This window comes from uncultured Sphingorhabdus sp. (genome assembly GCF_937872355.1).
GTDB lineage: Bacteria > Pseudomonadota > Alphaproteobacteria > Sphingomonadales > Sphingomonadaceae > Sphingorhabdus_B.
The window spans coordinates 24,770-39,847 of the sequence record NZ_CALMSV010000013.1 but is presented as its reverse complement, the minus strand read 5'-3'; the positions used below and the strand labels follow the sequence as shown (position 1 = coordinate 39,847).

The 15,078-nt window shown below is 57.7% G+C and carries 9 protein-coding genes; 3 read left to right on the top strand and 6 right to left on the bottom strand.

The window, feature by feature from the left end; all coding sequences use genetic code 11:
* Positions 1-52 precede the first annotated feature (52 nt).
* Together Q0239_RS00690 and gltB are read right to left on the bottom strand one after the other, a co-directional pair.
* Positions 53-1,360, bottom strand: a complete 1,308-nt coding sequence (locus Q0239_RS00690; protein WP_298596816.1) for a glutamate synthase subunit beta — start codon at positions 1,358-1,360, stop codon at positions 53-55.
* Positions 1,361-1,377: 17 nt separating this feature from the next.
* The gene (gene gltB, locus Q0239_RS00685) at positions 1,378-6,018 is read right to left on the bottom strand and encodes a glutamate synthase large subunit (RefSeq protein WP_298596813.1); all 4,641 of its coding nucleotides are present in this window, start codon (positions 6,016-6,018) and stop codon (positions 1,378-1,380) included.
* 246 nt (positions 6,019-6,264) lie between these two features.
* Between gltB and Q0239_RS00680 the strand changes: the two genes are divergently transcribed.
* Together Q0239_RS00680 and Q0239_RS00675 are read left to right on the top strand one after the other, a co-directional pair.
* Positions 6,265-8,250: a hypothetical protein gene (locus Q0239_RS00680; RefSeq protein WP_298596810.1), complete on the top strand. Its 1,986-nt coding sequence runs from the start codon at positions 6,265-6,267 to the stop codon at positions 8,248-8,250.
* Between the two features lie 95 nt (positions 8,251-8,345).
* Positions 8,346-9,431, top strand: coding sequence for a serine protease (locus Q0239_RS00675; RefSeq protein WP_298596807.1), 1,086 nt, complete (start codon positions 8,346-8,348; stop codon positions 9,429-9,431).
* 17 nt (positions 9,432-9,448) lie between these two features.
* Here Q0239_RS00675 and Q0239_RS00670 read toward each other — a convergent pair whose 3' ends face one another.
* The 4 genes from Q0239_RS00670 to Q0239_RS00655 all read right to left on the bottom strand — a co-directional run bounded on the left by Q0239_RS00670 (position 9,449) and on the right by Q0239_RS00655 (position 14,161).
* A complete protein-coding gene (locus Q0239_RS00670) occupies positions 9,449-9,703 on the bottom strand; it encodes a hypothetical protein (RefSeq protein WP_298596805.1) in 255 nt (84 codons plus the stop codon).
* 32 nt (positions 9,704-9,735) lie between these two features.
* Positions 9,736-11,673, bottom strand: coding sequence for a TIR domain-containing protein (locus tag Q0239_RS00665; protein ID WP_298596803.1), 1,938 nt, complete (start codon positions 11,671-11,673; stop codon positions 9,736-9,738).
* 153 nt (positions 11,674-11,826) lie between these two features.
* Positions 11,827-13,002: an acyl-CoA dehydrogenase family protein gene (locus Q0239_RS00660; RefSeq protein WP_298596800.1), complete on the bottom strand. Its 1,176-nt coding sequence runs from the start codon at positions 13,000-13,002 to the stop codon at positions 11,827-11,829.
* The gene (locus tag Q0239_RS00655) at positions 12,995-14,161 is read right to left on the bottom strand and encodes an acyl-CoA dehydrogenase family protein (protein ID WP_298596797.1); all 1,167 of its coding nucleotides are present in this window, start codon (positions 14,159-14,161) and stop codon (positions 12,995-12,997) included. The genes Q0239_RS00660 and Q0239_RS00655 overlap by 8 nt, the downstream gene beginning before the upstream one ends.
* 84 nt (positions 14,162-14,245) lie before the next feature.
* On the opposite strand from Q0239_RS00655, the gene Q0239_RS00650 reads away from it, so the two are divergent.
* Entirely contained in the window at positions 14,246-15,004 is a 759-nt protein-coding gene (locus tag Q0239_RS00650) for an SDR family NAD(P)-dependent oxidoreductase (RefSeq protein ID WP_298596794.1), read from the top strand.
* The last annotated feature ends 74 nt before the right edge of the window (positions 15,005-15,078 follow it).

Genomic DNA, 15,078 nt, shown 5'->3' with positions numbered 1-15,078 from the left:
AGACGACAAGGCTCTGACCCCGCCGCATGTCACCGCAAGCAAACACACCTTCCTAGCTGGTTTTGTATTCGATGACATTGGCTTTCACATTGCCGCGTTCGTCGAGTTCGACTTCGGACTGGTCAAGCATTCCCGCCTTGCGCGGGCCGGTGAAGCCCATGGCAAGGAAGATCAGGTCAGCCTTGATCACAAATTCGCTGCCGGGCACTTCTTCCATCCGTCCGTTCGACCAATCAAGACGGACACATTCGAGGCCGGTAACTTGGCCGTTTTCCCCAAGCACGCGTTTCGCATTGATTGCCCAGTCGCGCTCGCAACCTTCTTCATGGCTTGATGAGGTGCGCAGCTTGAGCGGCCATTCGGGCCAGACCATCGCTTTATCTTCGCGTACCGGCGGCTTGGGCATGATTTCGATCTGGGTGACTGAAGCTGCGCCTTGGCGGTTAGATGTGCCGACGCAGTCAGAACCGGTATCGCCGCCGCCGATCACGATCACATGCTTGCCGGTTGCAACAATCGATCCACGCGGCGCGGCGCGGGTTTCATCATCGCCCGCATTGCGTTTGTTCTGCTGGGTCAGGAATTCCATGGCAAGGCGGACACCCGCCATTTCAGCGCCGGGGATATTGAGCTGACGCGCCTCTTCGGCACCGCCCGACATGACGACGGCATCGAAATTCTCGCGCAGGCTTTCCATCGATACATGGACGCCAATTTCGGTGGATTCGCGCAACACCACGCCTTCTGCCTGCATCTGCATCAGGCGGCGGTTGATCAGGTCCTTCTCCATTTTGAAGTCGGGGATGCCATAGCGCAGCAGACCGCCCATCCGGTCATTCTTTTCGAACAGCGTCACGCTATGCCCGGCACGCGCGAGTTGTTGCGCGCAGGCCATGCCTGCCGGGCCCGAGCCGACAACGGCGATGGACTTGCCGGTCTTGCGTGCGGGGATTTGCGGCTGGATCCAGCCCTCCTGCCATCCGCGATCTACGATGGCGCATTCGATCGACTTGATGGTGACCGGCGAGTCATCGATATTCAGCGTGCAGCTTGCCTCGCACGGGGCGGGGCAGATGCGGCCGGTGAATTCGGGGAAGTTGTTGGTTGAATGCAATACTTCCAGCGCATTCTGCCAATCGCCCTCATAAACCAGATGGTTCCAGTCCGGGATGATGTTGTTCACCGGACAGCCATTGTGGCAGTAAGGAATACCGCAGTTCATGCAGCGTGATGCCTGCGCCTTCAGCTTTTCCTCGGGCAGCGGCACAACAAATTCCTTGTAGTGCTTCAACCGCTCCTTGGCGTCTGAATAAGTCCGGTCTTGCCGGTCGATCTCGAGAAAGCCTGTTGCCTTACCCACTTTATAGCTCCGTAATCTTATTCAGCCGCGACATGGGCAGCGGCAAGGCGTTCGGCCTCCAACTGCTTCAGGGCGCGCTTGTAATCCTTTGGCATCACCTTGACGAACTTGCCCAAGGCATTGGGCCAATCGTCGAGGATCGCGCGGGCGCGCTTGCTGCCGGTGTAGAGATGGTGGCGTTCGAGCAAGATGCGCAGGCGATCCGCCGAATGATAGAGCATGTCGCCCATGCCGAAATCATGCACGTTCGATGCACGCTGCGTCGGTGCTCCGGTGCTGTTTTCGGCTTCGGGGCTATCGGCCTCGATCGCTTCGACATCGACCATCGCCATGTTGCAACGTTCGCGGAAACGGCCGTCCTCGTCATAGACATAGGCAACACCGCCCGACATGCCCGCCGCGAAGTTGCGCCCGGTCTTGCCGAGCACTGCGACAACACCGCCAGTCATATATTCGCAGCCATGGTCGCCAGTGCCTTCGACAACGGCGAGTGCACCCGAATTGCGAACAGCAAAGCGTTCCCCAGCAACACCGCTGAAATAGGCTTCACCGGCAATCGCACCATAGAGAACGGTATTGCCGACGATGATATTCTCGGTCGGCTCACGGTTCACATGGCTGGGCTGCTTCACGATAACGCGGCCGCCTGACAGGCCCTTGCCGACATAGTCATTGGCATCGCCGGTCAAATCGAGTGTGATGCCATGCGCAAGGAAGGCGCCAAAGCTCTGCCCTGCAACACCGGTAAAGGCGATCTGGATTGTGTTTTCAGGCAATCCTGCATGGCCATATTTCTTGGCGACTTCGCCAGAAAGCATCGCGCCGACGGTGCGGTTAAGGCTCTTTACTTCGCGTTCGATGCGAACAGCCTCACCCTTTTCGATTGCGGGCGCGGCAGCAGCGATCAGATCGCGGTCGAGCGCCTTGTCGAGGCCATGATCCTGCGTCTCGGTCTGGTGCAGCGAAGCGCCCTTTGTGTCGACGACGTGCAGCAGGCGCGACAGGTCAACGCCCTGAGCCTTCCAGTGGTGGACTGCCTTCTTCATGTCGATGCGGTCAACGCGGCCGACCATCTCATCGATGGTGCGGAAGCCCATTTCGGCCATGATCGCGCGCAGTTCTTCGGCAACGAAGAAGAAATAGTTGATCACATGCTCGGGCTGGCCGGTAAAGCGCTTGCGCAATACAGGGTCTTGTGTGGCAACGCCTACGGGGCAGGTGTTCAGATGGCATTTGCGCATCATGATGCAGCCCGCGGCAATCAGTGGGGCGGTTGCAAAGCCAAACTCGTCCGCGCCCAGCAAGGCGCCAATCGCCACGTCGCGGCCAGTGCGCAGGCCGCCGTCAACCTGCACCGCGATGCGGCTACGCAGATTGTTGAGGAGCAAGGTCTGCTGGGTTTCGGCTAGGCCGATTTCCCAGGGTGAACCGGCATGGGTGAGCGAGGTGAGCGGCGAAGCGCCTGTGCCGCCTTCATAACCCGAAATCGTCACATGATCGGCACGTGCTTTCGATACGCCTGCAGCAACCGTGCCGACGCCGACTTCGGAAACGAGCTTCACCGAAATGCGCGCACCGGTGTTGACGTTTTTCAGGTCGTGGATCAGTTGTGCCAAATCCTCGATCGAATAAATGTCATGGTGTGGCGGTGGCGAAATCAGGCCGACGCCCGGGGTCGAATGGCGGGTTGCGCCGATGGTCTTGTCGACCTTGTCGCCGGGCAACTGGCCGCCTTCGCCAGGCTTCGCACCCTGTGCCATCTTGATCTGGATATCGTCGGCATTGACCAGATATTCGGCGGTCACGCCAAAACGACCCGAGGCCACCTGCTTGATGGCAGACCGCATCGACGATCCATCGGGCAGCGGCTTGAATCGCTTCGGGTCTTCGCCGCCTTCGCCGGTGTTCGATTTGCCGCCGATGCGGTTCATCGCCAGCGCCAGCGTGGTGTGCGCTTCCCAGCTGATCGAGCCATAGCTCATCGCGCCGGTGGCGAAGCGCTTGACGATCTCGGATGCGGGTTCGACTTCGCTGATGTCGAGCGGTTTGTCCGCCGGTTTCAGGTCCATCAATCCACGAATGGTCAGCAGGCGCTCGCTCTGTTCGTTGATCGAACGGGCAAACTCTTCATATTCCTTGGGATTGTTTCCGCGCACGGCGTGCTGCAGCTTGGACACGCTGTTCGGCGTCCAGGCATGGTCTTCGCCGCGGATGCGATATACATAGATGCCGCCAACATCGAGCATGTTGCGATAGATCGGGTTGTCGCCATAGGCCGCTGCATGGCGGCGGACAGTTTCCTCCGCGACCTGTGCAAGGCCGACACCTTCGATGGTCGTCGCGGTGCCGGTGAAATATTTCGCGATAAATTCGGACGAGAGGCCGACGGCGTCGAATATCTGCGCACCGCAATAGGATTGGTAGGTCGAAATGCCCATCTTGGACATGACCTTGAGGATGCCCTTGCCAACCGCCTTGATGTAGTTTTTCTGCACTTCATAGGTCGACAGCGACAGCCCCTGACGCACGCGGATTTCCTCCAGCGTTTCAAAGGCGACATAGGGGTTAATCGCTTCGGCGCCATAGCCTGCGAGGACGCAGAAATGGTGCACTTCACGCGCTTCGCCGGTTTCAACGACAAGCCCGGTCTGCATGCGTAGGCCCTGACGGACAAGGTGGTGGTGCACCGCTGCGGTCGCCAGCAAGGCAGGCATCGCAATCCGGTCCGGGCCTTGCGCGCGGTCGGAAAGGATAAGGATGTTCTTGTCCTGCAATACCGCCTCGGTTGCGGCCCAGCACATTTCTTTGATCGCCATTTCAAGACCGGCTGCGCCGCTGGCGGCATCCCAGGTCATGTCAATGGTTTCGGCACGGAAGGCCGCGTCGAGCGCCTGTTCGACCGAGCGGATCTTGGCAAGATCGGCATTGGTCAGGATCGGCTGATCCACTTCAAGCCGCTTGTGTGTGCCGGCGTCATGGCCCAGCAGGTTGGGGCGCGGGCCGATCATGCTGACAAGGCTCATTACCAATTCTTCGCGGATCGGATCGATCGGCGGATTGGTGACCTGTGCGAAATTCTGTTTGAAATAATCGTAGAGCAGGCGCGGCTTGTTCGAAAGAACGGCGATCGGTGTATCCGTGCCCATCGATCCCAGCGGATCATCGCCATTGGTGGCCATCGGTTCCAGGAATTTGCTGATATCTTCCTGCGTGTAGCCAAAGGCCTGTTGGCGATCGAGCAATACGCTGTGATCATTGGCAAGTGCGCCATCGGCCACTTCGACCTCGTCCAAGTCCTTCAGCTTATACTGTGCGGATTCGAGCCACTTGGCATAAGGCTCCTTGGTCGCAAGCTGCGCCTTGATTTCCTCATCCTCGATGATGCGGCCCTGCTCCATATCGATGAGCAACATCTTGCCCGGCTGAAGCCGCCATTTGCGGACGATATTGTCTTCCTTGATCGGCAATACGCCGCTTTCCGAAGCCATGATGACATGGTCATCATCGGTGACGCAGAAACGGGCGGGGCGCAGGCCGTTGCGATCGAGCGTCGCGCCAATCTGGCGACCATCGGTGAAGGCCACGGCGGCGGGGCCATCCCATGGTTCCATCAATGCGGCATGATATTCGTAGAAAGCGCGGCGATCGGCATCCATCATCGGGTTGCCGGCCCATGCTTCGGGGATCAGCATCATTACCGCATGGGCGAGGCTATATCCGCCGGCGAGCAGCAGCTCGAGCGCATTGTCGAGGCACGCGGTGTCTGATTGACCGTGCGGAATGATCGGCCACATCTTGTCGAGATCGGGGCCCATCAGGTCCGATTCCATCGTGCGGCGGCGCGCATTCATCCAGTTCACATTGCCGCGAACCGTGTTGATCTCGCCATTATGCGCGACAAAGCGATAGGGGTGCGCCAGCTTCCAGCTCGGGAAGGTGTTGGTCGAAAAGCGCTGGTGGACGAGCGCGAGGGCCGACTGGCAGAGCGGATTGCGCAGATCGTCATAGAAGCTGCCAACCTGTCCGGCGAGGAGCAGTCCCTTATACACAACCGTACGCGTCGACATCGAAGGGATGTAGAAACTGCCAAGGCCGGGAAGCCCGTGCTTTTCTTCGAGCGCGAAAAGCGGGTTCTGCGCCTGCTTGCGGATTGCGAGCAGCTTGCGTTCAAATGCATCCTGATCGACGCAATTTTCACCGCGCCCGATGAAGAGCTGACGGATCACCGGCATCTGTTCGATAACCGCCTTGCCGAGGCCATCGAGCGTCGTCGGCACATCGCGCCAGCCAAGGATGGTCTGACCTTCCTTGACGATGAAACTCTCGAAATTCTTGATACCAAATTCACGCGCCGCATCGTTCTGCGGCAGGAAGCACATAACAACGGCGTAATCGCCCGGCGCAGGCAGGTTTACGCCCGCACCCTTCGCCCAATCACGATAAAGCGCGTCGGGGATCTGGATCAAGATGCCTGCGCCATCGCCCAGCAATGGATCGGCACCCACAGCGCCGCGATGATCGAGGTTGACGAGGATCTGCAAACCGCGCTCGATAGTGGCGTGAGTCTTGGCGCCTTTTATGTTCGCGATGAAGCCGACGCCGCACGCGTCATGCTCGTTGCGTGGGTCATAAAGTCCCTGTGCCGGAGGAAATCCCATGGCTTACCCTTGTTATCCGAATCTGGTGAAATTTGATTCGCGGTAGCGGGATGTTTGCGTAATTAAAAGTCCTCTTGCGACGGTTGTGACAAGGAAACTTGCGGGGGTGTCAAGTTAGGGTTTCCGTCGACCTTTCTTTCAACCACTTAATGCGCCGAGGACCGCCAGCGTTGATTCTGAGAGCTTGAACTACTTTATGTCCCGCTTTAGTCTTTCGCACGAATTGCCAGAGGGACGGGACAGCGAATGCAAACGGACGATGTCGGCAACTCGGGATTGATGGCGCCCAACGTTTCGCTCGACATCGGCATTACCGGCCATCGCAGCCATCATCCTGTTTTTTCAGCGAATAGTTCGGCGATAGCGCAAAGTTTGGTTGAGTTGGTTACGTTTCTGGATGTGACAGCTCGCCAAACAACAGGGGTATCTGACAATCCGGATCCTCTCGTAAGGCTGCATTCGTTGCTTGCTTATGGTGCTGACCTGATGGCGGTAAAAACCGCGACTGCGATCGGCTGGCCAGTGATCGCCCCGTTGCCTTTCGGGAGGGCACTCAATTTGGCTGTCAATGCGCAGCCGACTCGCCTGGATGATATGCGGGCCTTGCTGACTGGGCAGGATCCCGCTGATCAGCTAACCTTCCAGCGCGCTGCGGAAATCCGTTCGTCTGAATATGAGGTCAGCCTGTTCGAACTGGCTGAACAGGATGGCGCGGTCGAGGCACTATTTTCGGCCCATCTCGCCAATCCGGATGACAACGCGGCCGAACAGGCGTTTTTTGCGCTCTGCTCAGATCGAGCAGCGATGGCTGCAAGAGTGATGATCGAGCAGTCCGACATCGTCATAGGAATATGGGATGGTGTAACGCATGGATCGATTGGCGGGACCCGACACACCATAGAGGCTGCGCTCGATCAGGGTGTTCCGGTGATCTGGATCGACGCGCGCGATCCGCATGGCTGGCATTTGCTGCAAGCCAAGGAAGAGCTCGCCGCACTCACGGACCAAGCAACCGGAGTGCGGGACGAAGCCGGTATAGACGCGTTAATACGCGTTGCGCTTTGCCCGTCGGGTGATGGCTGGAAAAGCATCAGCCGCAATGAGAAATGGCGCGACAAGAGCAATCCGCTTTTGCATGCTTATCGCAGGATTGAGGCTTTGTTCGGCGATCCCAGCAACCGTCCGTTTCGCAATATCACACAGCGATATGAGAGGCCTGACGCCATAGCAGCAGGAAGCGGAGCGGCAATTCTGGCTGCGGCGGGTAAACTTGATGGTATCGATCCTGTTATGCCTGTGCGTATTGCAGACGAAGTGATGCGTCCCTTTGCCTGGGCGGATGGAGTCTCAACCTGGCTATCCGACGCCTATCGCGGCAGCATGGTCGCCAGTTTCTTTTTATCCGCCTTCGCGATTGTCGGAGGGATTGCCTATCTTCCTTTTGCCAGCATCGAACAGAAATGGTGGTTCGCGGCTTTCGAATTTATACTGCTGTTCGCAATCATTGGCATCTTTTTCACCGGCAAACGCAAGCGCTGGCACGAACGCTGGTTTGAAATCCGGCGCGTTGCCGAATATTTCCGCCATGCACCAATCCTATTGCTGGTCGGTGCGGCCCGGCCTATCGGTCGATGGCCGCGCGGGTCTGGGGGAAACTGGCCAGAATGGTATGCGCGGCATGCGCTGCGCAATATCGGCCTGCCGCAGATCAAGGTAACATCCGCCTTCCTGAAAGGTGCGCTGGCACTGATGCGCGACCATCATGTGGGCCCACAACGCGATTATCATCGGGCCAAGGCTTTGCGGCTAAAGCGCGCGCAGCACAATCTGGATCGTTTATCGGAAATTTTGTTCCTTTTCGCCGTCGCTTCGGTAGCATTGTATCTGGTGATCGAACTTGGTGCTGCCATTGGATGGCTTCCCGGGGGCTTGCCGCATGATACTGCCAAGTTATTCACTTTCCTTGGAGTTTTATTCCCAACCATGGGTGGAGCCTTTGCAGGCGTCCATTATTTTGGCGACTTCGAACGCTTCGCGGCCATATCCGAAATCACAGCTGAAAAGCTGGATGACATTGCGAGCCGCATCGCGATATTGGAGTCGGCACCCGACGGTGAAATCACCTATGCCCGGGTTTCGGGACTTGCCCATGCGATAGACGATATTGTTGTCGACGAAATAGAGAACTGGCAGTCGGTCTTTGCAGGAAAGCGCATTACCGTTCCCGTATGATCTTGATGGATCCTCGCCGATTCAGGCGACATTGACTCGTGGTCTATTTGGGTGCCTTATCTGCAAAGCTCGGCAAAGATATGTGGGGAGAGCTTATGTCGTGGCGGTCCAGTTTTTTGATGCTTGTCGCACTTGCATCCGGCGTTGGTGCATCTGCCCAAGACAACGATGCATTCCAGGCCGACGAGCAGGATGTCGAGCAACAGTTGCCCGACAATGTCGGCGTAGAATATCTCTCGTCAGAGACGCCTGAAACGCCCTGGCTTGAAGAAGAGCCGACAGAGGCCAGCGAACAGGAAGAGGATTGGGAAAGCAGCGAAAGCGGGGAGGAAGTCATCCGCGAACCCGCAGGCATTCCGGACGTTGAAGCTGTATATTTCGATGCGCCGGAGGCTGAACAACCGGACGGACCCAGACGTGGTTCCTTTGGTGGTCATACGGTCAACGACGCGGAAGCTCCATGGCAGGCACAGATATTCTATCCGCAGAACGCCCCCGTATATGCCAAATATCTTGCCAGGGGTGAACAATTGTGGGCGCTGCAGCATGTTTGCGGAGGCGCGCTGATCCATCGCCAGTGGGTATTAACTGCTGCGCATTGTGTCGACCAATCGATGGTGGCCTCAGGACACAGGATCAGGCTGGGTCAGGAAGATATTTCCAAATCCGGGGGATGGACCTACGACATAATTGATATCCGGATCCATAGTCGCCCGCCGATCGGAAATGGCTTAAAACCCAATGACATCGCGTTGATCAAAATCGCGCTCGATCCCAGGAATGTGCCGCCACCCTCACAGGTTCGGCCAATCGGCATTTATCGCCGACCAGATGTTGCATTTGGGGATGGGGTATCCGCCTTTGGCTGGGGCAAAACCAGCAACGCCGGCCGAACGAATGCTTTGTTGTTGCGCGTTCCGCTAACAATTCAAAAGCGGCCTGATTGCATGAAGCGGATCGTGGCAACCATTGATCAACGCGTGGTGTGCGCGTCGTCTCCAGCGCGAAAAACATGCACCAACGATAGCGGCGGGCCGTTGATCAACAAGGCCGGAGAATTGGTCGGGATTGTGAGCGGCGGCGGCACATCCTGCTCTCCAGATGGCGTGCCAACCGTTTTCACCTTCGTTTCCAGCTTTATGCAATGGATAAGACAGGAAACCGGCGGGGCGGTGCGTTAACACCGCCCCGAACGATATTAGTTGCCCGGACCAACCTTTACGGCACCGGTCTGCTCGCCCGCCGCAGCCGGGGCGGCAGCAGCCGCATCGTCAGCAGCAGCTTCACCTTCTTTCGCAGCGTCTGCTGCGGGTGCGGCAGCAGCGTCGGCAGCAGGTGCAGCTGCTTCTTCGGTTGCCTCGGGTGCGGCAGTTTCTTCTTCCGCTGCAGGCTGACAAGCAGCCAAAATCATGCTCGAAGCAATCATCGTCGACGCAATTATCAATTTACGCATGGTTTCACTCCCCTGTTGAATGGGACTGCAATTTACCCGAACCCCATTGCCCTAAGCAACTGAATAAAATCTGGCAGTTTGCGCAATGGATTGAGCATCGGATCATAGCGTAACGCAGTCATGCCGCCATCGCGCAAATCGCGGGCTTTTATAAGTGCTTGCACAGCTTCTGCCGATTTGCCCCATTGTGCCAGAACCTGGGCTTGCTGGTAGAGTGAGACCGTCTCTGTATCGCTTACGAGCTCTTCCATCGCAGCTGCTGATGCAGCCAAATTGCCCAAACGGTGCTGCGCGATAGCGACACCTGCAAGTCTCGACCATTTGTGTGTGTCTGCTTCGAACTCGGTCAGTGCCTCACGGTTCATACCTTGGGCAAGCAGCGACATACCAATTCGCGAGTGGGTGTCTGCCAGTTCCGGATTGATGCGTATGGTTTCCCTGACGGCGGCTATCGCTTCAGGATAACGCTGCGCCGCGAAATGCACGGTTCCCAATATTCGATGGATGAGCGCATTCAACGGATCGAGCAGGACCGAGCGGCTTATCGCCGTCATGGCATCGCCGTCACGACCCGTTGCCGCACAATATACGGCAAAGCGGGCAAGAACCGGGGCATCGCCTTCGCCGAGTTTATAGGAACGATCGAATGGGGCCCGCGCCGCCTTGATGTCGAAGATGCCCTGAAACAGGATTAAAGCCAGTGCTGAATGTGCATCGGCGAGGCGAGGTTCGAGTTCGACTGCACGTCTGGCTGAAGCGATCGCGGTATCATAATACAGCTTTATCTCGGTCGCGCTGCCATATTGCCCAGCTACGGCCGCCAGCGAACGTGCCCGTCCCGCATAAGCCGCTGCGAAGCGCGGATCAGCCGCAATGGCCGCCTCAAATTGCGTTACCGCTTCACGCTCCTCCGCTGCGTCGCGGGCGTGCGAATAGAGGTCCTTACCCCGCAGATAGTGGTCGAAGGCCACGACGTTTGATGTGCCCCCGACTGTCGCACCACGCCCGCGTAACTCGGTCGCAAGTTCGGCCGCGATGGCTCCGGCAATTTCACGCTGAACAGCCAGGACATCGTCTAGCGGCCGTTCGAATGTGCGCGAAGGCCTGTTTACACCGGTCTTGCCGTCGATAAGATCGATTGTAACGCGAATGACCCCTTTCGTCACCCGCACTGCGCCATCGATCAATAGAGCAGCCCGCAACTTCCTTGCGAATGCGACAATGTCTTCCCTGCCGCGTTCAAAGGCTTCCGATGATGCCTGGCCAACCACCTGCAATGCGCCATTTTGTGAGAGGGTCGAACGGATCTCCGTTGATAATCCATCGGCGAGATAACCGAATGCCGGATCGCCGCTGATATTGTCGAACTGCAGGATCGCCACGCGGTTGGCATTGGCGGAATCCCCCCCGAGCATACCTGATCGATAGGCAGTAAATCCTGCCGCCAATACCGCGGTGGCTCCAGCTCCGACCATCACATTCCGACGATTGAGCATTGTCTGCCCAGGCATCGAACGGGGCATGGCCGTCTTCGGTCGTTCGCCATGCATCGCGCTGATCGCCTGCAGCATGCGCTGCACCTCTGTGTCCTTTGCCGTCAGTTTGGAGTGTGAAAGATCAATCGCCTGAAATTGTCCAAAACCCAATGGAGGAAGCGATCCGTCGAGCGAGAGCGGTATCAAAACCCTCCGGTCCCGCCCGCGCGCGGCTTCGTCATGGACCCAGTGCGACTCGACCGAATTCTGTGACCATAGAACGACAACTGCCATAGCCCGTTCAAGTGCTTCGGTAGTGGTACGCGTAAACCGGTCTCCGCCTTCGATCAGGCCATCCCACCAGACCGAAAAGCCCGCAGCTTCGATCAGCTTGATGATCTGTCGGGCTTTGGCCTGATCCGTCCGGGCGTAACTGAAAAAAACGGACGCAGGATTTGCGCTGGTATCGGCATTTTCCGGGTCGTTAGCGGTCAATTCTCAGCGCCCCTTCCCGTCCAGAGGGCTGGCCACCAATGCAGCCCTGTTAGCCGATATTTGTCCCATTGTTTACCAATGGTTGCAACCGGTTTCTACGCTACCGGCCGCCAACAATTCGCCAGCTAATAAGGTATCGGCAGGATTGACCGTTCAGCTTTGCGCAGCTTTCCAGTCGCGCCTGATCTTTTTGGCGAGGCTCCATTTGTGAACCTCAGTTGGGCCATCATAGATGCGGAATGCGCGGACCTCGCGGAAGATTTGTTCAACGATCGTCGCATCGGTAACGCCCGTCCCGCCCATAACCTGCACGCAGCGATCGGCGATACGCATGAGTGCCTCGGAAACAGCAACCTTGGTCATCGAACTTTCGACCGTGCCGAGCGATCCTGTGTCGAGCACCGACGCACACCAATCAATCATCAACTGCGCCTGCTTCAGGTCGATCAGGTTTTCGGCCAGCATGAAGCCGACGCCTTCATGGTCGATCAGCGGCTTGCCGAACGCCTCACGGCGGTTGGCATAGTCGCTGGCGATTTCATGCGCGCGTTCACAGCAGCCATGCCAGCGCATGCAGTGCGACAGGCGGGCAGGGGATAGCCGGATCTGTGCATATTTGAAACCTTCGCCGGCAACGCCGAGCATCTGATCGGCGGGCACGCGTAGATTATCGATAATGACGGTTGCGTGGCCGCCGGGCATCGAGCTGTCGATGGTGTTCGGGACATGTTCGATGCGGATGGCCGGGTCGGGCAGGTCCACGAGGAACATGCATGCGCCTTCATCGGCCTTTGCCATGACGATACCGACACTTGCCCCTTCCGCCCCTGTAATGAACGCCTTGCGGCCGTTAATCACCCAATGATTGCCATCGAGCTTGCAGGTCGTTTTCATCATCGACGGGTCGGAGCCAGCGCCATTTTCTTCCGCCGGCTCGGTCATGAAAAAGGCCGATCGCGCGCGCCCTTCGACCAGCGGTTTGAGGAAGCGTTTCTTCATCTCCGGGCTACCGACATGGCCGATCAGGTACATATTGCCTTCGTCGGGGGCCATGGTGTTCACAGCGAGTGGCCCGAGTGGCGATAGTCCGGACTTTTGCAGCACATAAGCTGTTTCAAGCTGGGTAAGGTGCGAACCGTCGGCAAGGATGTGTGGCGTCAACACTCCTGCCGCGCGCGCTTTGTCGCGCATCTCATATACCAGCTCGTCCAGCGGTGCGCCATGATGGTCGCGGCGGGGATCCTTCTCATAAGGGATGACGACATTGCGCACGAAGCGTTCAACATTCGCGCCGATTTCCAATGCGCGGTCAGACAATTTTTCAGCCACTTATGGCCCTCCACATGATGTTTTTCTGGATTTCGGTTGAGCCGCCATAGATGGTCTGTGCCCGCTCGAAAAAGTAGGATTGTGGCGCGATTGCGCAGGCCGGCGGTACGAGGGGAGCAATCTTGTCCCAGTTCGCAAGTGAACGATCAGGCATTGCCGCCCGGGCTGGTCCCGCAATATCGACTGCAAGTGCTGTGATCGCCTGGGCGCATTCGGTGCAGGCGATTTTCAGGAAAGCGGCCGTGGACATCTCCATATCGGTGCCGAGGACGCGCAATATTGCGGTTTCGATGACGTCGAGCTTGGCCTCGATGCTCGCCAACTTGTGAACAAGCGCTGCCTTTTCGCCGCTTTCATTCCATTGCGCCAGCCGCGCGCGCAGTCGTTCGATATCGCGCCGTTTGGCGCCGATATGGGCATAGGAAAGCCGCTCATTCTTCAGCAGGACATTGGCATAATACCAACCTTTGCCTTCATCGCCGATGCGAAATCCGGCAGGCACGCGGACATTATCGAACTCGACCCGATTGAGCTCCGCCGAGCCATCGATCAGCGGGATGGGGTGCACGGTAACTCCCGGCTGATCCATCGGCACGCAGATCATCGAAATGCCATCCTGCTTGCGCGCTTCTTTGGATGTACGTGCGAGGCAGAAAATCCAGTTCGCCCAGTGCGCGCCGGAGGTCCAGATTTTGGCGCCGTTGATGATATAGGCATCGCCGTCGCGCACGGCAGACAGCCGCAGACTGGCAAGGTCAGACCCCGATTCCGGTTCCGAATAACCCTGCGCCCAGAAGTCCCGCGATTCGAGAATGCCGGATAGCCAGCGCGCCTTTTGCTCAGGCGTTCCGAAGGCGCACACTATGGGTCCGATATAGATTACCGACATCGGGATGATCGGCGCCGCACCCGCAAGGTCGAGTTCCTGATCGAAGATATAGCGCTCGACTGCGGACCAACCGGTGCCGCCATCCTCTTTCGGCCAGCCCACGCCAAACCAGCCCTTTGCGTTCAGTGCCTGCTGCGAGAGGATCTGGTCTGCCTTCTCCAACCGTTGCCCACGCGCTATTTTTTCACGGACCGATTGAGGATAGTCCGTCGCAAAAAAATTGCGTACCTCGTCACGAAATTCGGCCAATTGTTCTGGACTGTCGGACAATGCACCTCTCCCATAGGGGCTTGAACTTTATCTAATGCTATTCGATAACTACTTTGAACCACATATCAAGGGATGACGGAAAAAATGCAACTCAAGGCAGATCTTTCAGGCAAACGGGCATTGGTGACAGGCGCATCAAGCGAAGGTTTCGGAGCACATTTTGCACGGGTGTTGGCTGCGAGCAATGCGGAAGTGGTGGTTGCCGCACGACGGAGGGAGCCGTTGGAAGCGCTGGTTGCAGAAATCCGGAAATCCGGAGGTATGGCTTCAGCCGTTACAATCGACGTTTCAAACAATGTCAGCGTCGAACAGGCAATTGCTGATGCCGGACCTCTCGACATCATCGTCAACAATGCCGGGGTGGAAAAGTCGGGATCGGTTCTGGGGCTGACCGAAGACGATTACGATTATGTCATGGACATCAACCTCAAAGGCGTATGGCAGGTGGCAACAGCGGCCGCCCGACAAATGCGGGATCGTGGGCAGGGCGGTTCGATCGTCAACATCGCCTCGATCACGGGGCATCAGGGGATGAAAGGCGCAGCACCCTACAGCGTTTCCAAGGCGGGGGTGCTGCATATGACACGGCAGCTCGCGCAGGAACTGGCGCGTTATGACATCAGGGTGAACTCGATCTCGCCGGGCTATTTCGCGACTGATCTCAATCGCGAATTCCTAGCATCCGAAGCAGGGGAGGCGATGCGCAAGAGGATCGCGATGCGCCGCTTTGGTGCATTCCCCGATCTGGACGGCGCTTTGCTGTTGCTGGCATCAGATGCATCGCGGTTCATGACCGGCAGCGACATCATAGTCGACGGCGGCCATTTGCTCTATTCGCTGTGAAGCAATTTTGATGTCGCGCAAGTACTATCGGAGGCGCGCGCTCTATACAGGCTGCTATAGGTAGGCCTGCCTCA